A 24158-nucleotide genomic window follows, 5' to 3' on the forward strand; every position below is an offset into this window, starting at 1 on the left:
GTCCGGCGGCCCGGTCGAGCCGACGGTTGTGGAGCGGGCGGTCGGCGTGGAGAATCTGGGGAGGAGAGCCGGGCACCACCATCGCCCTGCGATCCGCTCCCACCAGGAGCCCGCACCAATCACCCACGAGGAGATCCGACGATGACGTCATTCGACCCGGTCGCGTCCAGCGACGCGATGCACAGCACCACCCTCCCCCACGAACGCCTCTCCATCAGCCGCGGACCGCGCTCCGGGCTGACCATCAGCGTCGCCCTGCACTCCACCGCCCTGGGGCCGGCCCTCGGCGGCGCGCGACTCTGGCGGTACGGGTCCTGGCTCGAGGCCGTCGACGACTCCCTCCGCCTCGCCGCGGGGATGACGATGAAGAACGCGGCCGCCGGTCTCGCGCACGGCGGCGGCAAGTCCGTCATCCACCTGCCCGTCGGCACGACCCTCGACCCCGCGGAGCGCCGCGACGCGATGCTCGACCTCGGCGACGCGGTCGAAGCGCTCGGCGGCGCCTATCGCACCGCGGAGGACGTCGGCACGACCGCCGAGGACATGGCCGTCGTCGCCGAGCGGACCGACCACGTCAGCGGGCTGCCGGCCGACCGCGGTGGCGTCGGCGAACCGAGCGAGGCGACGGCGGCCGGCGTGCACGCGGCCATCACCGCGACGCTCGAGACGGTCTTCGGCACCCCGCTCGTCGCGGGCCACCGGGCGACGATCTCCGGGCTCGGCCAGGTCGGCGGCCGTCTGGCCCGACGGCTCGCGGCCGAGGGTGCTCGCCTCATCGTCACCGACGTCGACCCACGGAAGCGCGCCCTCGCCGAGGAGATCGGCGCCAGCTGGATCGAACCGGGCGACGAGCACCTCGTCGAGACGGACCTCTTCGTGCCGTGCGGCGTCGGCGGCGCCCTGAACGCCCGGGTGATCGGGCAGCTGCGGTGTCGCGCCGTGGTCGGGGCGGCGAACAACCAGCTCGCCTCCCGCGCCGACGCGGTGGCCCTCGAGGAGCGCGGCATCCTGTGGGCGCCGGACTTCGTCGCGAACGCGGGCGGCGTGATCTACCTCGCCATGGCGTCCGAACCGGGCGCCGATGCCGCTGCCATCGAGCAGCGGGTGTCGGCGATCGGGCGGACCGTGCAGTCGATCTACCGGGACGCCGCAGCGGAGGGCGTCACGACGCTCGTCGCCGCCGAACGCCTCGCGATGGCCCGCATCGATGCGGCCGGCGGGGTCCTCGCAGCGGTCTGACGACGACGAACGGCCCGTCCACCCGGAGCGGGTGGACGGGCCGTCGATCGCCGGTGTCAGGCGAGGTCGAGGGATCGCGTCAGAGCTTGACGACCATCTTCCCGGTGTTGGCGCCGCGCATGAGCGCGAGGAACGCGTCGAGCGTGTGGTCGAGGCCCTCGTAGACGGTCTCGTCGAAGACGACGTCGCCGTTCTGCAACCAGGCGCCCATCTCACCGGAGAACGCCGGGAAGTGCTGCGTGTAGTTGCCGACGGTGAAGCCCGTGAGGGTGAGCCCGCGGGTCACGATGTTCGACAGGTTGCGCGGGCCCTCGGCACGCTCGGTGTCGTTGATCTGCGAGATGACGCCGCAGAGCGCTGCGCGTCCGCCGTCGTTGAAGGCGTCGATCGCCGCTTCGAGGTGCTCGCCGCCGACGTTGTCGAAGTACACGTCGATGCCGTCGGGTGCCGCGGCCGCGAGCTGCTCGGTGACGGGGCCGTCCTTGTAGTTGAACGCGGCGTCGTAGCCGTACTTCTCCGTCAGCAGGGCGACCTTCTCAGCCGATCCGGCCGAACCGATGACGCGCTTCGCGCCCTTGAGACGGGCGATCTGGCCGACCATCGTGCCGACGGCACCTGCAGCACCGGAGACGAACACCGTGTCGCCCTCCCGGAACTTGGCGACCTCGAGCAGACCGACGTACGCGGTGAGGGCCGTCATGCCGAGGACGCCGAGGTAGGCGGACAGCGGGACGCCGGGGAGCTCAGGCACGACGCGGAACCCGCTGGCGTCCTCCTGGACGAGGTCGCGCCAGCCGAACTGGTGCAGGACGACGTCGCCGACGGAGAAGCCCTCGGCGGCCGACTCGACGACCCGGCCGATGGCGCCGCCGGTCATCGTCTCACCGAGCTGGTACGGCGCGACGTAGGAGCGGGCGTCGTTCATGCGACCGCGCATGTAGGGGTCGACGGAGAGGAAGAGGTTCTGGACCCGGAGCTGGCCGGGCGCGAGCTCCGGGAGTTCGACGGAGACGGTCCGGAAGTCGGACTCGGTCGGCCAGCCGACCGGTCGCGAGACGAGCTGGATCTGGGTGCTGAGCGCGGGGGTGTTCATGTGGTGCCTTTCCTTGGTGCGGTGATTCGGTGGGCGGGCGCAGCACGTCGTCGGGTTGCGGACGGGGTGACGCCTGGGGCGTCGCGGAGGTGTCAGACGGCCAGTGCGATGACGAGCGCGATGAGTCCGAGCAACGGGGTGGTCCCCTGGACGATCGCGGCGCGGGCCTTCGTGCGGTCCGAGGTGATGAGGACGAGCGAGGCGAGGAGCATGGAGCCGGCCGAGGCGAAGACGAGGGCCGCGCCGATACCGGTCGAGCCGGTGATGAGGAAGACGATGCCGACGATCGTGCCGATCGCGAGGAACAGGTTGTAGAACCCCTGGTTGTACGCCATCCCGCGGGTGGTCTCGGCCTCGAGCTCCGAGGTGCCGAAGGTCTTGCGGGTGGCCGGCTCGGTCCAGCGCAGCGACTCGAGCACGAAGATGTAGACGTGCAGGAGGGCGGCGATGCCGACGAGGACGAGACTGACGACGAGCATGGGACGGGCCTTCCGGGAGATCGGCGTCGAGTCGTCCGGACGGAGCGACATTCTGTACCGATGGGTCTACTATAATAGTAGAACGCTCGGTCCACAACCCCGTCACACGGATGCCGAGCGAGGAGGAGGCACCCATGGGACGCACGCAGGAGTTCGACACCGTCGCCGTCGTCCAGGCGGCGCGCGACGTCTTCTGGGACCGCGGGTACGAGGCGACCTCGCTCGCCGACCTCGAAGCGGCCACCGGCCTGCGGCGGTCGAGCCTCTACCACGCCTTCGACAGCAAGCGCGGGCTGTTCGACGCCGCCGTGCAGGACTACCTCGACACCGTCATCCGACCGCGCCTCTCGGTCCTCGCGCTGGCGACGGACGGCAGAGCCGGGCTCACCACCTACTTCTCCGGCGTGCAGACGGTCATCGCGACCCTGCCCGACGACTCCCCCCGCCGCGGTTGCCTCCTCCTCAACAGCGCGGCCGGCCTCGCGGCCCACGACGACGCACTGCGCGAGGTCGTCGACGGCTACCGGGCCGAGCTCACCACCGCGGTCTCGGACGCCCTCGCCCTCGCCCGTCCCGAGGCGGACGCGGACGAACTCGCCGCGGCCGCACGGCAGCTCACGTCGTTGTCGGTCAGCGCGCTGCTGCTCGCCCGGGTCAACCGGGAGGAGGCCGTCGCCATCCTCGACGTCGCCCTCGCGCAGGTCGGCAGCTGGTAGCGGACGCATAACACCGGAACCCTCCGGATGTCACCGGCGGACGCCAATGTGACGCTCTGTTTCGGCGACCGAGAGCGGTCCGTCGCCCTCGCGTAGCATGGCGGGCACCCCACCCCTGGAGCCCGAGACCCATGACGAACGCTGCCCCAAGCCCGCTCGCCGCGAGCTCGCCGGTCACCCGCGACGCCGTCCCCGTCGGCTCGGCGGATCGTGCCTCCACGGTCGCGTTCGCCGGGGTCGGCCGCACCTTCGCGAGCGGTGCCGGCAAACGCGCCGACGCCCCGCGGCCCGTGCTGCGCGACGTCACGATCACCGCCGAGGCCGGCGAGGTCGTGGCGATCCTCGGCACGAGCGGCTGCGGCAAGTCCACCCTGCTGCGGATCGCGGCCGGTCTCGACCACCCGACCGCCGGCTCCGTGCTCATCGACGGCACACCCGTCGCCGGCATCGACCCGCGCACGGCCTTCGGCTTCCAGGAGCCTCGACTCCTCCCCTGGCGCACCATCGCGGCGAACGTCGCACTCGGTCTGCCCAAGCGGACACCCGCAGCCGAAGGACGTGCCCGCGTCGCCGAGCTGCTCGAACTCGTCGGGCTCGCGGACTTCGCCGAGCACCGCCCACGGGAGGTCTCCGGCGGCATGGCGCAACGCGCCTCACTCGCCAGGGCCCTCGCCCGCCGGCCGGGCGTCCTGCTCCTCGACGAACCGTTCGGCGCCCTCGACGCCCTCACCCGGCTGAAGATGCAGGACCTGCTGCTCGCCATCCACCTCGCCGCGCCCACCACGATCCTGCTCGTGACGCACGACGTCGACGAGGCCCTCCAGCTCGCCGACCGGGTCATCCTCCTGGGTCGCGAGGAGGGACACCCCGGTTCGACCATCGCGCAGACCGTGACCGTCCCCGGCAACCGCCCGCGCGACCGCGGGTCGGCAGAGCTCGCCGAGCTGCGCGGCCGCCTCCTCGACGGACTCGGCATCGACCGCCACGGTCTCGCCCGCGGCGACCAACGACTGCCGTCCATCCCGCACTTCCCGTACTGAGCCACCCACCACCTCCGCCGTCATCCCGCACCGATCCACAGCAAGGACCAACGCATGACCTCACGACGCCGCTTCACCACCTCCCGCGCCGGGCGCGCGGCCATCGTCGCCGCGACCGCCGCCGCAGCGCTCCTCCTCAGCGGCTGCGTCGCGGGCGAGAACGCTCCTGCGGCCGGCGGCGACAGCACCGCCGGCACCACCGAGGGCGGCACGCTCGACATCGACTTCGCGACCTACAACCCGCTCTCCCTCATCATCAAGGACCAGGGCTGGCTCGAGGACGCACTCGACGACCAGGACATCACCGTCAACTGGGTCCAGTCGGCCGGCTCCAACAAGGCGAACGAGGCACTGCGGGCCGACGCGATCGACGTCGGGTCCACCGCCGGCTCCGCCGCACTCCTGAACCGGGCGAACGGATCGGCCATCCAGGCGATCGACGTCTTCTCGCAGCCCGAGTGGTCGGCGATCGTCGTCGGCCAGGGCTCGACGATCACGGACGTCGCCGAGCTCAAGGGCAAGAAGGTCGCCGCGACGAAGGGCACCGACCCCTACTTCTTCCTCCTGCAGGCGCTGGAGGAGGCCGGCCTGTCCGCCTCGGACGTCACGATCGAGAACCTCCAGCACGCCGACGGCTGGGCTGCCCTGCAGAACGGTTCCGTCGACGCGTGGGCCGGTCTCGACCCGATCATGGCCGGCGCCGAGGAGGCGGGCGCGAAGCTCATCTACCGCAACGTCGACTTCAACAGCTACGGCATCCTGGCCGCGACCGAGTCCTTCATCGACGAGCGTCCGGACGTCGCGCAGACCGTCGTGAACGCCTATGAGCACGCTCGTGAATGGGCTGCGTCGAACCCCGACGAGACGGCGCAGATCCTCGCGGACGCCGCGGGCCTCGACCTCGCCGTGGCGACGAAGGTGATCACGGAGCGCTCGAACCTCGACGTCGACCCGGCCCCGGGCAAGGCGCAGGAGCAGGTCCTGTCGATCATCGGCCCGATCTTCGTGGAGTCCGGCGACGTGTCGTCGCAGGACAAGGTCGACGACGCCCTGGCCGACCTCTTCAACCCGAGCTTCGTGGACGACGCGGACCCGTCCGCCATCGGCGCGAAGTAGTCCGCCCCCTGAACCGTCCCGAGAGGAACCCATGACCGAGTTCGCCGGTCTCGGCACCACCGCAGCCGCGGGTGCCCAGGCGACCCAGTCCGGCCGCGACGCGCGCGCCGTCCTCGGGTCCCGCAGGATCGTCGTCGTCCTCGGCGGCTTCCTCGTCCCCGTCGTCATCCTCGGGGCCTGGCAGCTCGTCACCGCGTTCGGCCTCGTCCCCGCCTCGCAACTCCCGGCACCCGCCGAGGTCTGGGCGGCCGGCGTGGATCTCGCGCAGCGCGGCTGGTTGCAGCAGGACGTCGCCATCTCGGTGCAGCGGGTCCTCATCGGCTTCCTCATCGGCGCTGTCCTCGGCCTCGTCCTCGGCGCGGTCGTGGGGCTCTCGCGCCTCGGCGACATCCTGCTGTCGACGACCTTCGCGGCGATCCGGGCCGTCCCGTCGCTCGCGTGGGTCCCGCTGCTCATCCTCTGGCTGAAGATCGGTGAGGAGTCGAAGATCACGCTCATCGCGATCGGCGCGTTCTTCCCGGTGTACACGACGGTCTCCGCCGCGCTCCGCCACGTGGACAAGCACCTGGTCGAGGCGGGCCGCGCCTTCGGGCTGAACGGCGTCGCGTTGTTCCGGACGGTGCAGCTGCCCGCCGTGACGCCCTCGGTCGTCTCCGGCCTCCGGCTCGCGCTGGCGCAGTCGTGGCTGTTCCTCGTGGCGGCGGAGCTCATCGCCTCGTCCATGGGACTCGGATTCCGCCTGGTGGACTCGCAGAACAACGGCCGGGTCGACCGCATCTTCTTCGTCATCATCGTGCTCGCGCTGCTCGGCGCGATCACCGACGCGCTCGTCGGTGTCCTCGACCGCTGGATCAAGCGCCGCTGGGGGTAGCGGCCCGCCGCGGTCGGCCGTGCAGTTCCCCAGCGCGAACGGCCGAATGTTGCAGCGAAGTCGCTCCTGACGCAAGAAATCCGCACACCCTCCGCCCCTACGCTCGAAGGAATCGTCACCCACCCCGGGTGACGCCTGCGCACGCGGAAGGAGGTTCACCATGTCGAACGTCGCCACCACCCACACGAAGAGCATCGTCGGAGAGCCGGAGGTCGTCGAAGACGCCGCCGCACTCGTCGGGCACCCGGCCTGGACGGACCTCAAGGCCGCCGCGACCGCGCTGCAGGCCGTCCAGGTGAAGGACGGCTCGATCCCCGAGTCAAACGACCACGAGTCGGCGGCAGGGCACGTCGCCACGATCGTCGCGAGCGTCCGCACCCTCGCTCCGAACTTCCCGCACGACGCCGAGTACCTCGACGCGCTCGTCGCCGACTTCGACCGCTGGGAGCGCGACGGCTTCGGCGTCCCGGACTTCCTCGACTCGCTCGTCGCCTTCCACCCCGAGCGGCATCGCGTGGACGGCCTGGGACACCTCGTCGTGTTCCCGATGGTCACGCAGAACGGTTCGACCGACCGCCACATCGAGGCCGTGCTCGTCGAGGTCATCTGGCCCGAGTTCATCGCCGCGCTCGAGGCCGGCGACTACACGAACGCGCTCTTCGTACCGATCCGCTTCCTCGACTTCACGCCGGGGTACGACACGAACTCAGCGGTCCTCTTCCCCGAGACGGTCGCGATGCGCGCGATCCCGGCGTTCACCTGGGGCGCGATCTTCCAGGACCGCGAGGCGGCCCGGTACCGTCGGGTCGTCCGAGCCGCTGCCGAGATCACCAAGCTCGAGCTCCCGGCCGACGCCGCGTCCCTCCTGGACGACCAGCAGCTGGCCGAGGAGACCTTCGTGATGTGGGACCTCATCCACGACCGCACGCACATGCGCGGTGACCTCCCGTTCGACCCGTTCATGATCAAGCAGCGGATGCCGTTCTTCCTGTACTCCCTCGAGGAGCTGCGCTGCGACCTCACGGCGTTCCGCGAGTCGGTCCGGCTGGAGCGCACGCTGACGACCCGCGCGGAGACCGAGACGCTCGACGCGGCGGACGTGGCGATCCTCGAGCACGCGAAGCTCGTCCAGTACGCGATCATCTTCGACCGCATCTTCCGGTTCGCCATCACCGGCTCGCGCGTCCGGAACTACGACGGCGTCGGCGGCCAGCTGCTGTTCGCGTGGATGCACCAGCACGGCGTGCTGCACTGGACCGACACCAGGCTCACGATCGACTGGGACGAGGTCCCCGACGTGGTCGTGCGGCTCGGCGAGAGCATCGACGAGCTGTACTGGCGATCGATCGACCGTCCGAAGACCGCGCACTGGCTCGCCGCGTACGAGCTCGTCCGGACGACGCTGACGCCGCACCCCGCGTCGCAGTGGGCGCGTGGGCTGTCCGACGAGATCCTGAGCGGACCGCCGCGCGGACTCACCGACGCGGTCCTCGACGACGAGTTCCCCCTGTCGATGTTCTACGAGGCGCTGGGCAAGAAGATGGCGGACGTCATCACGTCGACCGCCGGGATCACGGGGCGATCCGCGGCCTGACCCGACCGTGCCGCGGAGGAGCCCGGAGCAGCACTCTCCTGAGTGCCGCTCCGGGCTCTTGTCCGAGTGCCGGACCGCCGCGCTCCGTCGCTCGACGGATGTCCCCGGCGGGGCGTCGCGCTAGCGTGGACGGCATGAGCGAGCCCGCCGTCGACCAGCAGGAGGACCGCCCGGTCGACCCCTACGACGCCGAGTGGCGGCGTCCGGCCGCGACGCCGTCGGAACAGCGATCCGACATCATCCTCGCCATCGCGCTCGGCGTCGGCACCCTCCTCAGCCTGACGCTGTACACGATCGCCGGGTTCTACCCCGAGCCCGCACCGATGTGGGCGTCCGTCCTCTGGGCGATCGGCATCACCGCGCCGCTCGCGTTCCGTCGCCGCTTCCCGTGCTCGGTGGCCGTCATCGTCGCCGTCATGTTCATCGTGGGCGGCACGGTGCTCGTACCCGAGGTCCTCTTCACGAACATCGCCCTGTTCCTCGCGATCTACACGGTCGGGGCGTGGGTTCCGAACCGACGTCGCGCTGCGCTCGTCCGCGTGCTCATCATCGTCGCCATGTTCGTCTGGCTGCTCGTCTCCATGTTCATCCAGGCGACCGACCCCGACGCCTTGCCCAGCCTCTCCCGGGTGGGGCTCTTCTCGCCCCTCGTGGCGTTCATCCTCATCCAGATCCTGACGAACATCCTCTACTTCGGAGCCGCGTACTTCTTCGGCGAGCGCGTGTACCAGTCCTCCCGGGAACGGGCGGCGCTCGAGCAGCGCACGGCCGAGCTCGAGGCGGAGCGCGCCCGGTCCGCCCGGCAGGCGGTCGCCCTCGAGCGGGTGCGGATCGCGCGCGAGCTGCACGACGTCGTCGCCCACCACGTCTCGGTCATGGGGGTCCAGGCCGGTGCCGCGCGCACCGTGCTCGATGCGGACCCGGCCGCCGCGCGGGATGCACTCACGAACGTCGAGCTCGGCGCACGGAGCGCGATCGACGAGCTGCGCAAGATGCTCGGCACCCTCCGCGCACACGGCGAACCGACCGACGAGGAGAGCAGCCCGTCGACCGTCGGCGTCGGCCAGTTGGGTCGGCTCGCCGACGAGTCGACGGCGAACGGGCTGCCGACGAGGTTCGAACTCGTGGGGACACCGGTCGCGATCCCGGCCGTCGTCTCGTTCAACCTGTACCGGATCGCGCAGGAGGCGCTCACGAACGCCCGCAAGTACGGCGGTACCACGGCGACGGCCGAACTCAGGCTCCGCTATCTGGACGACGCGGTCGAACTCGAGGTCACGAACACGGGGACCGTCCCGACGGTGGCCCGACGCGGCGGGCTCGGGCTCATCGGGATGCGGGAGCGCGTGGCGTCGTCCGGTGGCGTCCTCGAGGTCGGGGCACGCGCCCGCGGCGGCTTCCTCGTGCGGGCCGCCATCCCGCTCGGCCGGCCGGGCGACCAGGCGATGGAGCCCGTCGCCGCGTCCATCGCCGACGCCCGCCTCGCCTCCGCCGCCGCAGGACGACCCCAGACCACCACCACGAAGGACCAGGCATGACCGAGCAGCCCACCCGCATCCTCCTCGTCGACGACCAGGAGCTGCTGCGTGCGGGCTTCCGCATCATCCTGGGCTCACAGCCCGGGATCGAGATCGTCGGTGAGGCGTCGGACGGTGCCGAGGCCGTCGCGCTCGCGACGACGCTCGCGCCGGACGTGATCTGCATGGACGTCCAGATGCCGGGCATGGACGGCCTCGAGGCCACCCGTCGGATCGTCGCGGATCCGGACACCAACGCCGCCGTCCTCATCCTCACCACCTTCGACCGCGACGACTACCTGGCCGAGGCGCTCCGTGCCGGCGCGAGCGGGTTCCTCCTGAAGAACTCCTCGCCGGAGGAACTCGTCGCGGCGGTCTCGGTGATCGCGGGCGGGGAGGCGCTCCTCTCCCCGGCGGTCACGCGCCGGGTCATCGAGGGGTTCACCCGTCAGAGCCCCGTCGTCGAGGACGCCGCGCAGGACCCCGCCGTCCCGGCCGGGCCGACGACCGGCGCCGACTATGAGCAGCTGACGGAGCGCGAGCGCGAGGTCCTGCAGCTGGTCGCCCAGGGCCTGTCCAACCAGGAGATCGCGACCACGCTCTTCGTCGGCGAGGCGACCGTGAAGTCGCACGTCTCGAAGGTGCTGCAGAAGCTCGCCCTCCGTGATCGCATCCAGGCGGTCATCTACACCTACGAGCACGGGCTGGCGTCGCCGCGCAGCTGAGGGTTCGCTCCGTCTCCGCGCAACCCCGTCGGTCGGTCGGATGCGAGGAGTAGCGTGACGACCATGGAATTTCGATACCTCGGCAACAGCGGACTCAAGATCTCAGAGATCATCTTCGGCAACTGGCTGACCCACGCCTCGCAGGTGGAGAACGACGTCGCCACGGCGAGCGTTCGCGCCGCCCTCGACGCCGGCATCACCACCTTCGACACGGCCGACGCCTACGCGAACACGGCGGCTGAGCAGGTGCTCGGCGACGCCCTCAAGGACGAACGACGCGCGAGCCTGGAGATCTTCACCAAGGTCTACTGGCCCACCGGCCCGAAGGGGCACAACGACGTCGGGCTGTCGCGCAAGCACATCATGGAGTCGATCGACGGTTCGCTCACGCGTCTCGGCACCGACTACGTCGACCTGTACCAGGCCCACCGCTACGACAGCGAGACGCCCCTCGAGGAGACGATGCAGGCCTTCGCCGACGTCGTCCGGGCGGGCAAGGCGCTCTACATCGGCGTGAGCGAGTGGAACGCCGAGCAGCTGCGCGCCGGCCACGCCCTGTCCAAGGAGCTGGGCTTCCAGCTCATCTCGAACCAGCCGCAGTATTCGATGCTGTGGCGGGTCATCGAGGAGGAGGTCGTCCCGACCTCGCGCGAACTCGGCATCTCACAGATCGTCTGGTCGCCGGTGGCGCAGGGCGTCCTCAGCGGCAAGTACCTGCCGGGCGCAGAGCTCCCGCAGGGCAGCCGGGCCACCGACGAGAAGGGCGGCGCCGACACCATCAAGCGCTTCCTCGACGACGAGGTGCTGACGGCCGTCCAGCAGCTGAAGCCCATCGCCGACGAGCTCGACCTCACCATGGCGCAGCTGGCGCTCGCCTGGGTGCTGCACAACGACAACATCGCCGGTGCGATCGTCGGTGCCTCGCGTCCCGAGCAGGTCACCGCGAACGCCGCCGCGGCCGGTGTGAAGCTCGACGACGCGGTCATCGCCCGCATCGACGAGGCCATCGGCTCCGTCGCCGAGACCGACCCCTCGAAGACGGTCTCCCCGGAGTCCCGCCCCGCCTGATCCAGCGCTCGGCTGGTCCACGACGCCCGGTATCCCCCACTCGACGGAGAAGGGGACCGGGCGTCGTCGCGTCAACCCGTCCTACGGCGGATGCCGGTGGCACACCACGCCGCGTAGCGTGATCGCCATACCGGGAGAACCCGACGCAGGACACTCGGTCCAGCACGCAGATCACAGGAGGCGGCCGATGCTCGAACTCAGCCACATCGACAAGTCGTACGGCGAGCGGAAGGTGCTCGACGACGTCAGCTTCCAGGTCGCGCCCGGCCGCATGACCGGGTTCGTCGGCGGGAACGGCGCCGGCAAGACGACGACGATGCGCATCCTGCTCGGTGTCCTCGCCGCGAACGCCGGAACCGTCACCCTCGACGGCACCCCGCTCACCCCGGAGGACCGCCGCCGGTTCGGCTACATGCCGGAGGAGCGCGGCCTCTACCCGAAGATGCGGGTCGAGGAACAGCTCGTCTACCTGGCCCGCCTCCACGGGTTCACGACCCACGCCGCCAAGCGCAACGCCGGCGAACTGCTCGAGCGTCTCGGCCTCGGCGAGCGCCGGAACGACGCCCTCGAGAGCCTGTCGCTCGGCAACCAGCAGCGGGCGCAGATCGCCGCGGCGCTCGTGCACGACCCCGACGTCCTCGTCCTCGACGAGCCGTTCTCGGGCCTCGACCCGATGGCCGTCGACGTGGTCGTCGGCGTGCTCAGCGAGTTCGCCGCAGGCGGCTCGCCCGTCCTGTTCTCCAGTCACCAGCTCGACATCGTGGAACGCCTCTGCGACGACCTCGTGATCATCGCCGGTGGCAGGATCCGCGCCTCCGGCTCGCGCGAGTCCCTCCGCGAAGCCCACGCCGGCAACCGCTACGAGCTGCTCACCGCGGCCGACACCGGCTGGCTGCGCGAGCGTGCGGGGATCTCCGTCGTCGACTTCGACGGTGGCTACGCCCTCTTCGACGCCGACGACGCCCAGGCGGCGCAGGCCGTGCTCCGTGAGGCACTGACCCACGGTGACGTCACGAGCTTCGCCCCCCTCCGCCCCACCCTCGCCCAGATCTTCAAGGAGGTCATCCAGTGACCACGGCAACCGAGTCCCCGATCCAGCCCGCCGGTCGTCGTCGCTCCGGCCCGGCCTCCCCCAGCCTCGTGCAGAGCATCGGTCTCGTCGCCGAGCGCGAGGTCAAGATGCGTCTGCGCAGCAAGACGTTCCTCATCTCGACGGGCATCCTGCTCCTCGTGATCCTCGCCGGCATCGTCGTCGGTGGGTTCCTCGCGAAGAACACCGCCTCGGAGACCACGAAGGTCGCGGTCGTCGGGAACGCGGGTGCGGGACTCGTCGACGGCAAGACCTTCGACGTGACCGAGGCGGCCGACGTCGCCGCCGCTGAAGCCCTGGTGAAGTCGGGTGACGTCGAAGCGGCGATCGCACCGGCCACCGACGACAACCCCACCGGCGTCCAGGTCATCTTCGACTCCGAGGCCTCCAACACGCTCATCATGCAACTGAGCGCGCAGCCGCAGGTCACCATCCTCGATCCCGACGCCGACGCCTCCGCGGGCTTCCTGCTCTACATCGTGTCGCTCGGGTTCGGTCTCGTGTTCTTCGTCTCCGCCACCACCTTCGGGGCGTCGATCGCGCAGAGCGTCGTCGAGGAGAAGCAGACCCGCGTCGTCGAGATCCTCATGTCCGCCATCCCCGTGAAGGCGCTCCTCGCGGGCAAGGTGCTCGGCAACAGCATCCTGGCGTTCGGGCAGATCCTGGCGATCGCGGCGCTGTCGGTGATCGGGCTGACGGTGACGGGCCAGACGGAGCTGCTCGCCGGACTCGGGACCCCGGTCGTCTGGTTCGTGGTGTTCTTCGTGCTCGGCTTCATCCTGCTGGCCGCGCTGTTCGCCGCTGCCGGATCGCTGGTCTCGCGTCAAGAGGACATCGGTTCGACGACGACCCCGATTACGATGCTGATCATGATCCCGTACTTCGCCGTCATCTTCTTCAACGACAACCCGGTGGTGATGACGATCATGTCCTACGTGCCGTTCTCGGCAGCCGTGGGCATGCCCGTCCGCCTCTTCGTCGGCTCGGCGCAGTGGTGGGAGCCGATCCTGTCCCTGCTGATCCTCGCGATCACCGCGGCGCTCGTCATCCTCGTCGGCTCGCGGATCTACGAGAACTCGCTGCTGAAAATGGGTGGCCGGGTCAAACTCTCGGAAGCGCTCAAGGCATGAGCGGGCTCGGCGGGATCGACGAGGTCTTCAACCCGGGCGCCTTCGAGGCCAAGCAGTTCCTCGACGCCGAGCAGCGCCTCCCCGCGCCGGCCCCGCTCGCGGGCGATCCGGCGGGCGACATCTACGGCGACGAGCCCATCGTGCTCGACCTCGTGGACGAGGACGAAGAGGACCAGGACGCCCGGCTGACGCCCGAGCAGGCCGCCGCGCTGGCGGCCGAGCAGCCGGCTCAGCCCTCCGCCGAGGACGAGCAGCAGGCCGCCGTCGCCTCCTCGATCGCCGTGCACGCGCTCGCCTACGAGCACGCGCTCGCGCAGGAGACCCCGGACGCGGAGCCGGAGCCCGGTGCGCACGCCGACGTCGACGCCGCGATCGACGCCGTGCCCGAGGAGGTCGTCCCCTCCTCCGACGGCCCCCGTCACGCCGCCGACTGACCCCGTTTCCCGGTTCACAATTCAGGAGCGCCTCGGCGCGTCCCCGCCGACACGCACGGTGCGGGGGCGCCACGCCCGGGCGCTCCTGAATTGTGAACATGCCCGACGGCGACCCGAGCACGCAGGAAGTCGGCCCGCGATGCACGGAAGCTGCGTGTGGCATGCGCGAGGATGGATCAGTGACCGACTCTCTGCATGACACCAGCATCCGTGGCTTCGCCTCCGACAACTACTCCGGCGTCCACCCCGAGATCCTCGACGCCCTCGCGGCGGCCAACGGCGGCCACCAGATCGCCTACGGCGAGGACGACTACACCCGTCGGCTGCACGAGGTCTTCGCCGATCACTTCGGCCGCGACGTCGCCGTGTTCCCCGTCTTCAACGGCACCGGCGCGAACGTCGTCGGCCTGCAGTCCATGCTCCCGCGCTGGGGTGCCGTCATCTCGGCGTCGACCGCGCACATCAACTCCGACGAGGGCGGCGCGCCGGAGCGGGTCGGTGGCATCAAGCTCCTGACGGTCGACGCCCCCGACGGCAAGCTCACGCCCGACCTCATCGACCGCGAGGCGTGGGGCTGGGGCGACGAGCACCGTGCACAGCCGCTCGTCGTCTCGATCACGCAGACCACCGAGCTCGGCACCCTGTACACGCCCGAGGAGATCCGCGCGATCGCCGACCACGCGCACGGTCACGGCATGAAGCTGCACCTCGACGGCGCCCGCATCGCCAACGCCGCAGCAGCCCTCGGCGTCCCACTGCGCGCGTTCACCGCCGATGCCGGCGTCGACGTGCTGTCCTTCGGTGGGACGAAGAACGGACTCATGTTCGGCGAGGCCATCGTCGTGCTCGAACCGTCGGCGTCGGAGGGCCTCGTCTACCTGCGGAAGCTCAACATGCAGCTGGCGTCGAAGATGCGCTTCGGTGCGGCGCAGCTCATCGCCCTGCTCGAGCCGGCGGCCGACGGTGGCGACGGGCTCTGGCTCCGCTCCGCGACCCACGCCAATGCGATGGCCGCGCGCCTCCGCACCTCCCTCGAGGCCCTCATCGCCGCCGGCGAGGCACCGGGACTCGGCTTCAGCCAGCCGACCCAGGCCAACGCGGTGTTCGCGACCCTGCCAGCGGGCGTCCCCGACCGCTTGCGCGAACGCTTCCGCTTCTACGACTGGGACGCCGCGAAGGGCGAGGTCCGCTGGATGTGCTCGTTCGACACCACGGAGGACGACATCGACGCGTTCGTCGCCGCGATCCGCGAGGAACTCGCCCGCGCGTAGCGGCCGGTCACGATGACGGCGGGCCTCTGCGCGTCGACCCCCGATATGGCAAGGTTGGAGATCGGGCTTCCAACCGGATGAGAGAGACGGTCATGCACTATCAGTCGACGCGGGGCCACGATCTGCCCCAGCACTTCTCGGACATCCTCCTCGGCGGGCTCGCCCCGGACGGCGGCCTGTACCTCCCGGCCGAGTACCCGCAGCTGACCGCTGAGGAGCTCGAGTCGTGGCGCGAGCTGTCCTATGCCGACCTCGCGTTCGCCGTGCTGTCGAAGTTCGCCGACGACATCCCCGCCGCCGACCTCCAGGACATCACCCGTCGCACCTACACCGCCGAGGTGTACTCGAACGGCCGCGCCGGCGACGACGCCGTCGCTCATCACCCCGCTGCGCACCCTCGGTCGAGGAGGGCGGCACCGAGCTGCAGCTCCTCGGCCTCTCGAACGGCCCGACGCTCGCCTTCAAGGACATGGCGATGCAGTTGCTCGGCAACCTCTTCGAGTACACGCTCGCGAAGAGCGGCGACGAGCTCAACATCCTCGGCGCGACGTCCGGCGACACCGGGAGCGCGGCCGAGCACGCCATGCGCGGCAAGACCGGCATCCGGGTCATCATGCTGAGCCCGCACGGCCGCATGAGCAGCTTCCAGCGCGCGCAGATGTTCAGCCTCCAGGACGACAACATCGTGAACCTCGCCGTCGAGGGGAACTTCGACGACTGCCAGGACATCGTGAAGGCCGTCTCGAAGGACGCTCCGTTCAAGGCACTCCACGCCGTCGGTACGGTCAACTCGATCAACTGGGCCCGCGTCGTCGCGCAGGTCGTGTACTACGTGCACGGCTGGCTGCTCGCGACCGACGGTCCGGGCCAGAAGGTGTCGTTCTCGGTGCCGTCCGGCAACTTCGGCAACGTCTGCGCCGGGCACATCGCCCGCTCCATGGGGCTCCCGATCGACCAGCTCGTCGTCGCGACGAACGAGAACGACGTCCTCGACGAGTTCTTCCGCACGGGCGTGTACCGCCCGCGCTCGGCGGCCGAGACGCACCACACCTCCAGCCCGAGCATGGACATCTCGAAGGCGTCGAACTTCGAGCGCTTCCTCTACGACCTCGTCGGTCAGGACGCGACCCGCCTCGGTGAGCTGTTCCGGTCCCTCGACGAGGAGGGCGGGTTCGACCTCTCCGGGACGCCCGAGTTCGAGCGGATCAGCGAGTTCGGCTTCGTCTCCGGTCGCAGCACGCACGCCGACCGCGTCGCCACCATCCGCGACGTGCACGAGCGCTACGGCGTCACGATCGACCCGCACACCGCCGACGGCGTCACGGTCGCCCGCCGCCACCTGCGCGAGGGCGTCCCGATGCTCGTCCTCGAGACCGCGCTGCCGGCGAAGTTCGCCGAGATCGTCCGCGAGGCGCTCGGCGAGGAGCCGGAGCGACCCGAGGCGTTCGAGGGCATCGAGGGGCTCGAACAGCGCTTCGAGATCGTGCCGGCCGACGTCGACCGCATCAAGGCGATCATCGTGGAGCACACCGGCCGCTGAGAGGCCCGCCTGCTCGAGCCGCCCCGTCTCCCGAGCCACTCCGTTCCCCGAGCCTGTCGAGGGGCGCCGTCACTCCCCGAGGCTCATCGGTTCGACCAGCACGCCGAGTCGCGTCCGCACCCACCACGCGCCCGTCTCGCGGCGTTCGCGGCCCGTTGTGAACCGGTAGCGCCAGACGGTCACGCGGATCCACCGCGGTGGGCCGTCGGGGAACGGGTTCTCGCGCAGCAGCGCGAGGGCCGCCCGGTCACCCTGCAGGAGTCGTTCGAGGTACCGCTCGAACCACGCCGTGTCGCGGACGCCGAGGGCCAGGAACCAGAGCAGCCAGTCGAGTCGCAGATGGTACGGCGCGAACTGCGGCGGCCGACGCAACGGGTCACCGGGTTTCCCACGGAACCCGTACTCGCGCCAGCCGGTCTCGTCGCCCGGGTCGGCGGCGTCGGTCCCCTCGACGATCAGCTCGCGGCGCACCTTCGTCACCGTGCCGAACGCGCCGTAGGCGTTGACCAGGTGATAGCGGTTGAAGCTGGCGTTCATCAGCTGGCGACGGGAGAACAGGTTGATCAGCGGGCGGATGCTCAGGAGGACGAGGCCCGCGGTCACGGCGAGGACGAGCAGCGTCCACCAGAGCGGCGACGAGCCTGAGCCGTCCGTCGCAGCACCGCCCGACGACGGCAGCCACGGCAGCGCGGCTCGGAGGCTGGTGTCGGAGACCGCCGCGAATGCGAGGACCACCGTGATCCAGTTGAGCCACGCGAAGTTGCCCGTCACGATGAGCCAGAGCTGACTCAGGATGATGAGACCGGCAGCGATCGAGGCGACCGGTTGTGGCGCGAACAGGAACCACGGCACCCCGAGCTGCACCACGTGGTTGCCGACGACCTCCACGCGGTGCGCCCACCGGGGCAGCCGGTGCGCGTGCCAGCTGAACGGGCCGGGCATGGGCTGCGTCTCGTGGTGGAACTCCATCGCGGTCAGGTCGCGCCACTCGCGCCCGCCGCGGATCTTGATCATCCCGGCACCGAACTCGAGACGGAAGACGAGCCAGCAGAGGAACAGCAGCACCGGGGCGGGCGGCGGCACCTCGCGGGACCCGAGGAAGGCGACGATGAACCCCGCCTCCAGCAGCAGCGTCTCCCAGCCGAAGGCGGTGAACGTCTGGCCGACGTTGACGATCGAGAGGTACCCCGCCCACAGCAGGAGGAAGGCGACCATCGGCACCCAGGGCGGCCCGAGCTGCGGCAGGCCGACGACGAGGGTGGCTGCGACCAGGGTGCCTCCCCAGGCGACGATCAGCAGCAGCCGATCGGAGTAGCGCCAGTGGAAGAGGCTCGGCGACTGCCGGAAACGGACTCGACGGAGGAACGCCGGGACGGGGAGCAGCCCGCGTTCACCGAGCAGCGCCGGGAACTGGTTCACCGTCGACACGAACGCGACGAGGAAGACGGCTGCGACACCGCGTTGCAGAACCTCCCGGGCGAGCAGGGCGTCGGTGGCGTCGAACCAGGTCCAGGTCATCCGCGTCCCCCTCACCGCTCGGCTCCGGCGGGAGGGCCCGAGGCTCCCGCGCCGACAGGATAGATCCGTCGCGCAGGCGACACCAGCCCTGAACACCGGCTCATACGCCGACCTACGCTGACGGGCATGACCGACACCACTTCAGGACCAGACGACCAGACCAGCGCCCGGCAGGAGCCGATCAGCCAGGGTGCGGGCGCTCCACTGCTCGGTGAGCCGATCGACGACGGCGGCGCCACCGTCCCGGACGGCACCGACGGACCGCTCGTCACCGACGCCCAGGACGCCCGACCGGACGGCCACGACGGATCGGACCTCGACGACACGGGCGACGAGGTCCCCATCGACCGGCCGACGGACGATCACGCGTTCGATCCGTTCGACGACACGCGGGTCGGCCCGGGCGACGAGGAACTGGCGGACGACATCGACGACGCCGACGACGGCTCCGAGCTGCAGGACGACGGCACGGCGCCGGAGCTGGGCGAACAGCGCAGAGGATAGGCCTCGGACGGGCGGTGGCCAAGCCCCCGCGGGCGGCGCGCGCACCGGCCTACGCTGCCTGCATGACCGATCCCATGGATGCAGCAGCAGCAGATGCCCAGCGCGACGCCCTCGCGCACGGTGGACCCGGCGCCCAGGCGCACGTGCCCGGCGAGGACTCGACCGACAGCTCCGTCGGCGGGGTCGTCCCTGACGGCGACGCGTTCGACCGTTCGGGAGACGACGCGGCCCCCGGCGACGGCGGCCTGAGCAACGCCGGTGACGGCGTCGGTGGCGACGACGTGGTCGGCGACGCCGGCCTCGACGGAGCCGACGACACCGAGGACTCCGTCGAGGACCTGGACGACGCCGACGACCTCGCGGACCGCGCCCCGGTCGGCGACAGCTTCGGCGAAGGCCCGGAGTAGAACGGAGTCGCGCCAGGGCGGACGCCGCTCCGGTCCCTGAGCAGCGAGGAATCACACCCGGGCGCGCGCCGCTCCGGTCCCCGAGCCTGTCGAAGGGCGCTCAGGGGACGAGGATGAGCTTCCCGCTCGGGTGACCCGACTCGCTCTCGCGGTGCGCATCGGCGGCCTCGGCGAGAGGCCGGACGGTGCCGAGCTCGAAGCTGAAGCGACCCTGTTCGACGAGGGACGCGACCGCCGGGATCGCCTCCGCCCGCCAGGCCTGCTCCTGCGCCGTGAGCGGGAGCGGGTTCCCGCCGGACCACGCCTGGATCCCGAGGTCGGCCGCCTTCGCACCGACGACGATCGTGCCGATGTGCTGCCGGTCCTCGACCAGCTCGAACGAGGTCTCGAGCGCCTCGTCGGTGCCGACGGCGTCGAGCACCCGGTCGACGCCCTGCGGGGCGGCCTCGCGCACGCGCTCGACGAGCCCGGGACCGTAGGTGACGGGGATCGCCCCGAGCTCCCGCAGGCGCGCATGGTTCCCCTCGCTCGCGGTGGCGACGACGGTCGCTCCCCACGCCACGGCGAACTGCACTGCCGCGTGCCCCACCGAGCCCGATCCGCCGTGGATCAGGAGGGTCGTCCCCTCGGTCACGCCGAGCGACCGGAGCGCCTGGTAGGCCGTGCTCACGGGGATGCCGATCGCCGCCGCCTCCTCGAAGGAGATGGCCGCCGGTTTGCGGATGATCTGGTCGGGCGTGACGACGACATGGGTCGCGTACGTCCCGGAGGCGTTGACGACGACGACCTCGTCGCCGATCGACCAGCCCTCGACCCCGTCGCCGACCTCGACGACGACGCCGGCGCCGTCGCTCCCGACGCGTCGGGTGCCGTGCAGCTCGCCGCCGCGGACACCGCTGCGGAGCTTCCAGTCGATCGGGTTCACGCCCGCGGCGCGCACCTCGACGACGAGTTCGCCGTGGCCCGCCTGAGGCGTCGGCACCTCGACGAGCTCGAGGACGTCGGCCGGGCCGAGCTCCTGGTACTGGATGACGGTCGCCATGTCGTTCCCTTCTCGAGACGCGCCGTGCGCGCTCCTGATCGACGTCCGCCGCGCATCGCGACGGCCCTTCGAGGCTACTCCCGACGCTCCTCCACAGCCCCTCGGAACCTCCGGACCATGACGCCGCATGACCCGCGGATGGCACCGGCCCCGGCCTCCCGCGTAGCGTTGCAGCATGCCTCCCACTGATGGATCGACGTCCGCAGCGCCCGCCGCCACCATCGCGAACCTCCTCGCCGAGACCCGCAGCTACGCCCCACCGGCCGACCTCGCCCAGACGGCGAACGTCGGCCCGGAGGAATGGGCTCGCGCGGCCGCCGACCCCGTGGCGTTCTGGGAGGAGCAGGCCCGACGCCTCGACTGGGTCACCCCGTGGGAGACGGCTCACACCTGGGACCCGGCCCGGCCGGTCGAGGGGTCCGACCCGTCGGACCCCGAGCCCGAACTCACCGTCCCCGCCGCCACCTGGTTCGCCGGGGGAACGCTCAACGTGGCGGTCAACTGCGTCGACCGGCACGTCGACGCCGGACGAGGCGACAAAGTGGCCCTCCACTTCGAGGGAGAGCCGGGCGACCGCCGCTCCATCACCTACGCCGAGTTGCAGCGCGAGGTCGCGAAGGCGGCCAACGCCCTGACGGCACTCGGCATCGGCCAGGGCGACCGCGTCGTCATCTACCTGCCGGTCATCCCCGAGACGGTCATCGCCACCCTCGCCGTCGCCCGCATCGGCGCCATCCACTCCCTCGTGTTCGGTGGGTTCTCGGCCGAGGCGCTGCGCTTCCGCGTGGAGGACACCGAGGCGAAGCTGCTCATCACCACCGACGGCCAGTACCGCCGGGGTACGGCCGTGCCGGTCAAGCAGAACGCCGACGCCGCGGTCGACGGCGTGCCGTCCGTCGAGCACGTGCTCGTCGTCGCACGCACGGGCGACGAGACGCCGAACGTGCCGTGGACCCCCGGTCGCGACGTCTGGTGGCACGACACCGTGGGTGTCGCCGCCGACACCCACGAGGCCGAGGCGTTCGACGCGGAGAACCCGCTCTTCATCATCTACACGAGCGGCACCACCGGGAAGCCCAAGGGACTCGTCCACACGTCAGGTGGCTACCTCACGCAGGCGTCCTGGACCCACTGGGCGATCTTCGACGCCAAGGACGACGACGTCCACTGGTGCACCGCCGACCTCGCCTGGGTCACCGCGCACACCTATGAGATCTACGGTCCGCTCTCGAACGGGCTCACCCAGGTGATCTACGAGGGCACGCCGAACACCCCGCACCAGGCACGGCACTTCGAGATCATCGAGCGTTACGGCGTGACGACGTACTACACGGCGCCCACGCTCATCCGGACCCTCATGACGTGGTTCCCCGAGGGGCCGCCCGCCGAGTACGACCTCTCGACCCTCCGGCTCCTCGGTACCGTCGGCGAGGCGATCAACCCCGAGGCCTGGATGTGGTTCCGCGAGCGCATCGGGCGCGGCGAGACCCCGGTCGTCGACACCTGGTGGCAGTCGGAGACGGGGTCGGCCGTCATCGCGCCGCTCCCCGGTGCGACCACGATCAAGCCGGGTTCCGGCAGTCGCGCACTCCCCGGCCTGGAGGCGCTGGTCGTCGACGAGGACGGCGAGACGGTGCCGTACGGATCCGGCGGGTATCTGGTCGTCAGCCGCTTCGGGCCGTCGCTCGCGCGCACGGTCTGGGGCAACCCGGAGCGCTACCGCGACTCGTACTGGGCGAAGTACTGGAAGCAGGGCTACTTCTTCTCCGGCGACGGCGCGAAGTGGGACGAGGACGGCGACATCTGGGTCCTCGGGCGCGTCGACGACGTCATCAACGTCTCGGGCCACCGCCTGTCGACCATCGAGATCGAGTCGGCCCTCGTGTCGCATCCCCACGTGGGCGAAGCCGGCGTGGTCGGCGTGCACGACCCGATCACGGGGAGCGCGATCGCCGCGTTCGTCATCCCGTCCTCGCGATCCCACGGTCCGGAGGCCGACGGCGAGGCGTACTGGTTGGAGCGCTCCGCGGCACTCCGCGAGGCACTGCGCTCCCACGTGGCGAACGAGATCGGCCCGATCGCGAAGCCCCGCGACGTCTTCGTGGTCCCGGACCTCCCGAAGACCCGCTCGGGGAAGATCATGCGGCGTCTGCTCGGCGACATCGTCGACCAGCGGCCCCTCGGCGACACGACGTCGCTGCAGGACGAAGCGGCCCCGCACCGGATCGCCGAGATCGTCACTGCTGCACGGACCCTTCAAGCCCGGGAATAGCGCCCCGATCGATGCAGTTGCATCCATCGTCAACGGCGACGCAACCTCTGTCCACTTCCCTTGTTTCGCTTGGAGACCGCATGTCCATCGTCACCCGTACCGCCCAGACCGACGCCCCCATCCTCGACGTCCTCGCCGACCGCTGGAGCCCCCGCGCCTTCGTGAGCGAGCCCGTCGCCGCAGCGAAGATGGCTTCGGCCCTGGAAGCCGCGCGTTGGTCGCCGAGCGCCAACAACGTGCAGCCCTGGCGGTTCATCGTCGGCACCAAGGGCACCGCCACGTTCGACACGATCGCTGAGCAGCTGGTGGCCTTCAACCGCGGTTGGGCCGCTCAGGCCGGCGCGCTCATCGTCGCCGTCGCCGAGACGCTCGACGACGAGGGCAACGAGCGCCCCTGGGCCATCTACGACCTCGGCCAGGCGATGGCGCACCTGAGCATCCAGGCCCACAGCGACGGTCTCTTCGCGCACCAGATGGCCGGCTTCTCCGCCGACGGCATCCGCGAGGCGTTCTCGCTGCCGGACGGCCTCGTGCCGTTCACCGTCACCGCGCTCGGCGAGCTCGGCGAACCCGAGCTCCTGCCCGAGGGCATGCTCCGCGACCGCGAGACCGCTCCGCGTGAGCGTCGTCCCCTCGCCGACCTCGTGATCGTCCAGGAGTAGTCCGCTCGGTTCCTGCACCACCACGCTGCGCAGTCCGGTCCGCCGGGCTGCGCAGTCGTCGTTCGCGGGGCTCACCGTCGTCGTAACCGGTCCCTGAGCAGCCATCCCCGGTCCCCAGCCCTTCGGCCGGCTCCGGACCCGCTTGTCGAAGGGCGTGTCCGTCGCGCCGCTACAGCCCCGCGACGAGGTTGATGACGGTCGCGAGGATCACGGAGCCGAAGAGGTACGACAGCAGCGTGTGCTTGAGCACGGTGCGGCGCAGCTCGCTGGACCGCAGCGTCGTGTCGGAGACCTGGTAGGTCATGCCGAGGTCGAACGAGAGGTAGGCGAAGTCGCTGTACTGCGGCGCCTCCTCCTGGTTGAAGTCGATACCGCCCTCCGGCGCCGCGAAGTACATGCGCGCGTACCGCAAGGTGTAGATCGTGTGGATGAGCGCCCAGGAGAGCGCCACGCTCACGACCGCGAACCCGGCGAGCACGCCCTGCTCGACCCCGGAGGACGCCCTCGCCTGCAGGATGACGACACTCAGGGCCACGAGGCTCCCGACACTCGCGAGCACGATGAGCACCTCACTCGTCGTCCGCCCGGGCTCCTCCGAGGTCGCGTGTTCGCGCGTCCGCTCCGGGCCCATCCGCCAGATGCGGATCCAGAGGGAACCGACGAAGACCACGCACGTGGTCCCCCATCCGGCGAGGATCGCTCCCGCCCAGAACCAGTTCAGGCCGACGATCACGCCCACGGCGACACCGACGAGGGCGGAGACGGTCAACCGGAGCTTCGCGCCGTGCCGCACCATGATCGTTCCGGACGTCGATGAGCTCACGAGCTGA

The 24158-nt window shown here is 70.7% G+C and carries 23 protein-coding genes and 1 pseudogene; 19 read left to right on the forward strand and 5 right to left on the reverse strand.

The genetic code is table 11. The annotated features are described in order from the left end of the window. The first annotated feature begins 141 nt into the window (after nucleotides 1-141). The gene (locus AC5JOC_RS01560) at nucleotides 142-1239 is read left to right on the forward strand and encodes a Glu/Leu/Phe/Val dehydrogenase family protein (protein WP_079704990.1); all 1098 of its coding nucleotides are present in this window, start codon (nucleotides 142-144) and stop codon (nucleotides 1237-1239) included. A gap of 79 nt (nucleotides 1240-1318) precedes the next feature. On the opposite strand, the gene AC5JOC_RS01565 is transcribed toward AC5JOC_RS01560, so the two are convergent. Beyond that, nucleotides 1319-2332, reverse strand: a complete 1014-nt coding sequence (locus AC5JOC_RS01565) for an NADP-dependent oxidoreductase (protein WP_085511912.1) — start codon at nucleotides 2330-2332, stop codon at nucleotides 1319-1321. 92 nt (nucleotides 2333-2424) lie between these two features. After that, on the reverse strand, nucleotides 2425-2811 hold the full coding sequence (locus tag AC5JOC_RS01570; protein WP_079003829.1) for a DUF1304 domain-containing protein: 387 nt from the start codon (nucleotides 2809-2811) through the stop codon (nucleotides 2425-2427). 134 nt (nucleotides 2812-2945) lie between these two features. Here AC5JOC_RS01570 and AC5JOC_RS01575 point away from each other — a divergent pair, with 134 nt between their 5' ends. The 14 genes and pseudogenes from AC5JOC_RS01575 to thrC all read left to right on the forward strand — a co-directional run bounded on the left by AC5JOC_RS01575 (nucleotide 2946) and on the right by thrC (nucleotide 16923). Beyond that, a complete protein-coding gene (locus tag AC5JOC_RS01575; RefSeq protein ID WP_137242376.1) occupies nucleotides 2946-3527 on the forward strand; it encodes a TetR/AcrR family transcriptional regulator in 582 nt (193 codons plus the stop codon). A gap of 131 nt (nucleotides 3528-3658) precedes the next feature. Then, a complete protein-coding gene (locus AC5JOC_RS01580) occupies nucleotides 3659-4567 on the forward strand; it encodes an ABC transporter ATP-binding protein (RefSeq protein WP_494244968.1) in 909 nt (302 codons plus the stop codon). A 54-nt stretch (nucleotides 4568-4621) separates the two neighbouring features. Then, nucleotides 4622-5683, forward strand: coding sequence for an aliphatic sulfonate ABC transporter substrate-binding protein (locus AC5JOC_RS01585; RefSeq protein ID WP_229940266.1), 1062 nt, complete (start codon nucleotides 4622-4624; stop codon nucleotides 5681-5683). 31 nt (nucleotides 5684-5714) lie between these two features. Next, a complete protein-coding gene (locus AC5JOC_RS01590) occupies nucleotides 5715-6554 on the forward strand; it encodes an ABC transporter permease (RefSeq protein ID WP_159877573.1) in 840 nt (279 codons plus the stop codon). Nucleotides 6555-6714: 160 nt separating this feature from the next. Continuing rightward, complete coding sequence (locus tag AC5JOC_RS01595) at nucleotides 6715-8148, forward strand: DUF6421 family protein (protein WP_274499332.1); 1434 nt, start codon at nucleotides 6715-6717, stop codon at nucleotides 8146-8148. A 134-nt stretch (nucleotides 8149-8282) separates the two neighbouring features. Beyond that, nucleotides 8283-9686, forward strand: coding sequence for a sensor histidine kinase (locus tag AC5JOC_RS01600; RefSeq protein WP_494244970.1), 1404 nt, complete (start codon nucleotides 8283-8285; stop codon nucleotides 9684-9686). Further along, the gene (locus tag AC5JOC_RS01605; RefSeq protein WP_192004472.1) at nucleotides 9683-10390 is read left to right on the forward strand and encodes a response regulator; all 708 of its coding nucleotides are present in this window, start codon (nucleotides 9683-9685) and stop codon (nucleotides 10388-10390) included. Before AC5JOC_RS01600 ends, AC5JOC_RS01605 begins: the two co-directional genes overlap by 4 nt. Nucleotides 10391-10453: 63 nt before the next feature. Further along, nucleotides 10454-11458 carry an aldo/keto reductase family protein gene (locus AC5JOC_RS01610; protein ID WP_064295523.1) on the forward strand — a complete coding sequence of 335 codons (1005 nt, stop codon included), beginning with the start codon at nucleotides 10454-10456 and terminating at the stop codon, nucleotides 11456-11458. Nucleotides 11459-11645: 187 nt separating this feature from the next. After that, complete coding sequence (locus AC5JOC_RS01615; RefSeq protein ID WP_159877563.1) at nucleotides 11646-12530, forward strand: ABC transporter ATP-binding protein; 885 nt, start codon at nucleotides 11646-11648, stop codon at nucleotides 12528-12530. After that, on the forward strand, nucleotides 12527-13678 hold the full coding sequence (locus tag AC5JOC_RS01620; RefSeq protein WP_494244972.1) for an ABC transporter permease: 1152 nt from the start codon (nucleotides 12527-12529) through the stop codon (nucleotides 13676-13678). Before AC5JOC_RS01615 ends, AC5JOC_RS01620 begins: the two co-directional genes overlap by 4 nt. Further along, nucleotides 13675-14112 (forward strand): hypothetical protein, encoded by a 438-nt coding sequence (locus AC5JOC_RS01625; protein WP_079704981.1) that lies wholly within the window; start codon nucleotides 13675-13677, stop codon nucleotides 14110-14112. Before AC5JOC_RS01620 ends, AC5JOC_RS01625 begins: the two co-directional genes overlap by 4 nt. Before the next feature lie 161 nt (nucleotides 14113-14273). Further along, nucleotides 14274-15383 carry a threonine aldolase family protein gene (locus AC5JOC_RS01630; protein WP_175116455.1) on the forward strand — a complete coding sequence of 370 codons (1110 nt, stop codon included), beginning with the start codon at nucleotides 14274-14276 and terminating at the stop codon, nucleotides 15381-15383. A gap of 92 nt (nucleotides 15384-15475) precedes the next feature. Beyond that, nucleotides 15476-15652, forward strand: a pseudogene (locus tag AC5JOC_RS01635) (threonine synthase); the annotation flags it as partial. Beyond that, nucleotides 15610-16923, forward strand: coding sequence for a threonine synthase (gene thrC, locus AC5JOC_RS01640; protein ID WP_494244973.1), 1314 nt, complete (start codon nucleotides 15610-15612; stop codon nucleotides 16921-16923). The pseudogene AC5JOC_RS01635 and the gene thrC, both read left to right, overlap by 43 nt. A 69-nt stretch (nucleotides 16924-16992) precedes the next feature. Here thrC and AC5JOC_RS01645 read toward each other — a convergent pair whose 3' ends face one another. Beyond that, nucleotides 16993-18441: a lipase maturation factor family protein gene (locus AC5JOC_RS01645; protein WP_494244974.1), complete on the reverse strand. Its 1449-nt coding sequence runs from the start codon at nucleotides 18439-18441 to the stop codon at nucleotides 16993-16995. A 126-nt stretch (nucleotides 18442-18567) separates the two neighbouring features. Between AC5JOC_RS01645 and AC5JOC_RS01650 the strand changes: the two genes are divergently transcribed. After that, nucleotides 18568-18945 carry a hypothetical protein gene (locus AC5JOC_RS01650; RefSeq protein WP_494244976.1) on the forward strand — a complete coding sequence of 126 codons (378 nt, stop codon included), beginning with the start codon at nucleotides 18568-18570 and terminating at the stop codon, nucleotides 18943-18945. A gap of 62 nt (nucleotides 18946-19007) precedes the next feature. Further along, nucleotides 19008-19352, forward strand: a complete 345-nt coding sequence (locus tag AC5JOC_RS01655; RefSeq protein WP_124768596.1) for a hypothetical protein — start codon at nucleotides 19008-19010, stop codon at nucleotides 19350-19352. A gap of 100 nt (nucleotides 19353-19452) precedes the next feature. On the opposite strand, the gene AC5JOC_RS01660 is transcribed toward AC5JOC_RS01655, so the two are convergent. Further along, nucleotides 19453-20394: an NADP-dependent oxidoreductase gene (locus tag AC5JOC_RS01660; RefSeq protein WP_124768595.1), complete on the reverse strand. Its 942-nt coding sequence runs from the start codon at nucleotides 20392-20394 to the stop codon at nucleotides 19453-19455. Between the two features lie 175 nt (nucleotides 20395-20569). Here AC5JOC_RS01660 and acs point away from each other — a divergent pair, with 175 nt between their 5' ends. Further along, on the forward strand, nucleotides 20570-22666 hold the full coding sequence (gene acs / locus AC5JOC_RS01665; RefSeq protein WP_494244978.1) for an acetate--CoA ligase: 2097 nt from the start codon (nucleotides 20570-20572) through the stop codon (nucleotides 22664-22666). 80 nt (nucleotides 22667-22746) lie between these two features. Continuing rightward, nucleotides 22747-23328 (forward strand): nitroreductase family protein, encoded by a 582-nt coding sequence (locus tag AC5JOC_RS01670; protein WP_079704973.1) that lies wholly within the window; start codon nucleotides 22747-22749, stop codon nucleotides 23326-23328. A gap of 169 nt (nucleotides 23329-23497) precedes the next feature. Here AC5JOC_RS01670 and AC5JOC_RS01675 read toward each other — a convergent pair whose 3' ends face one another. Continuing rightward, nucleotides 23498-24151, reverse strand: coding sequence for a DUF1345 domain-containing protein (locus AC5JOC_RS01675; RefSeq protein WP_229940487.1), 654 nt, complete (start codon nucleotides 24149-24151; stop codon nucleotides 23498-23500). Nucleotides 24152-24158 lie beyond the last annotated feature (7 nt).

It is taken from the genome of Plantibacter sp. (assembly GCF_059073635.1).

Bases quoted from the DNA above. Each gene is read 5' to 3' on its own strand.
- AC5JOC_RS01560 (WP_079704990.1), top strand. From the start codon at position 142: ATGACGTCATTCGACCCGGTCGCGTCCAGCGACGCGATGCACAGCACC.
- AC5JOC_RS01595 (WP_274499332.1), top strand. From the start codon at position 6,715: ATGTCGAACGTCGCCACCACCCACACGAAGAGCATCGTCGGAGAGCCG.
- AC5JOC_RS01575 (WP_137242376.1), top strand. From the start codon at position 2,946: ATGGGACGCACGCAGGAGTTCGACACCGTCGCCGTCGTCCAGGCGGCG.
- AC5JOC_RS01645 (WP_494244974.1), bottom strand. From the start codon at position 18,441: ATGACCTGGACCTGGTTCGACGCCACCGACGCCCTGCTCGCCCGGGAG.
- AC5JOC_RS01615 (WP_159877563.1), top strand. From the start codon at position 11,646: ATGCTCGAACTCAGCCACATCGACAAGTCGTACGGCGAGCGGAAGGTG.
- AC5JOC_RS01585 (WP_229940266.1), top strand. From the start codon at position 4,622: ATGACCTCACGACGCCGCTTCACCACCTCCCGCGCCGGGCGCGCGGCC.
- acs (WP_494244978.1), top strand. From the start codon at position 20,570: ATGCCTCCCACTGATGGATCGACGTCCGCAGCGCCCGCCGCCACCATC.
- AC5JOC_RS01610 (WP_064295523.1), top strand. From the start codon at position 10,454: ATGGAATTTCGATACCTCGGCAACAGCGGACTCAAGATCTCAGAGATC.
- AC5JOC_RS01625 (WP_079704981.1), top strand. From the start codon at position 13,675: ATGAGCGGGCTCGGCGGGATCGACGAGGTCTTCAACCCGGGCGCCTTC.
- AC5JOC_RS01570 (WP_079003829.1), bottom strand. From the start codon at position 2,811: ATGCTCGTCGTCAGTCTCGTCCTCGTCGGCATCGCCGCCCTCCTGCAC.
- AC5JOC_RS01600 (WP_494244970.1), top strand. From the start codon at position 8,283: ATGAGCGAGCCCGCCGTCGACCAGCAGGAGGACCGCCCGGTCGACCCC.
- AC5JOC_RS01580 (WP_494244968.1), top strand. From the start codon at position 3,659: ATGACGAACGCTGCCCCAAGCCCGCTCGCCGCGAGCTCGCCGGTCACC.
- AC5JOC_RS01650 (WP_494244976.1), top strand. From the start codon at position 18,568: ATGACCGACACCACTTCAGGACCAGACGACCAGACCAGCGCCCGGCAG.
- AC5JOC_RS01630 (WP_175116455.1), top strand. From the start codon at position 14,274: ATGCGCGAGGATGGATCAGTGACCGACTCTCTGCATGACACCAGCATC.
- AC5JOC_RS01605 (WP_192004472.1), top strand. From the start codon at position 9,683: ATGACCGAGCAGCCCACCCGCATCCTCCTCGTCGACGACCAGGAGCTG.
- AC5JOC_RS01655 (WP_124768596.1), top strand. From the start codon at position 19,008: ATGACCGATCCCATGGATGCAGCAGCAGCAGATGCCCAGCGCGACGCC.
- AC5JOC_RS01590 (WP_159877573.1), top strand. From the start codon at position 5,715: ATGACCGAGTTCGCCGGTCTCGGCACCACCGCAGCCGCGGGTGCCCAG.
- AC5JOC_RS01660 (WP_124768595.1), bottom strand. From the start codon at position 20,394: ATGGCGACCGTCATCCAGTACCAGGAGCTCGGCCCGGCCGACGTCCTC.
- AC5JOC_RS01670 (WP_079704973.1), top strand. From the start codon at position 22,747: ATGTCCATCGTCACCCGTACCGCCCAGACCGACGCCCCCATCCTCGAC.
- AC5JOC_RS01565 (WP_085511912.1), bottom strand. From the start codon at position 2,332: ATGAACACCCCCGCGCTCAGCACCCAGATCCAGCTCGTCTCGCGACCG.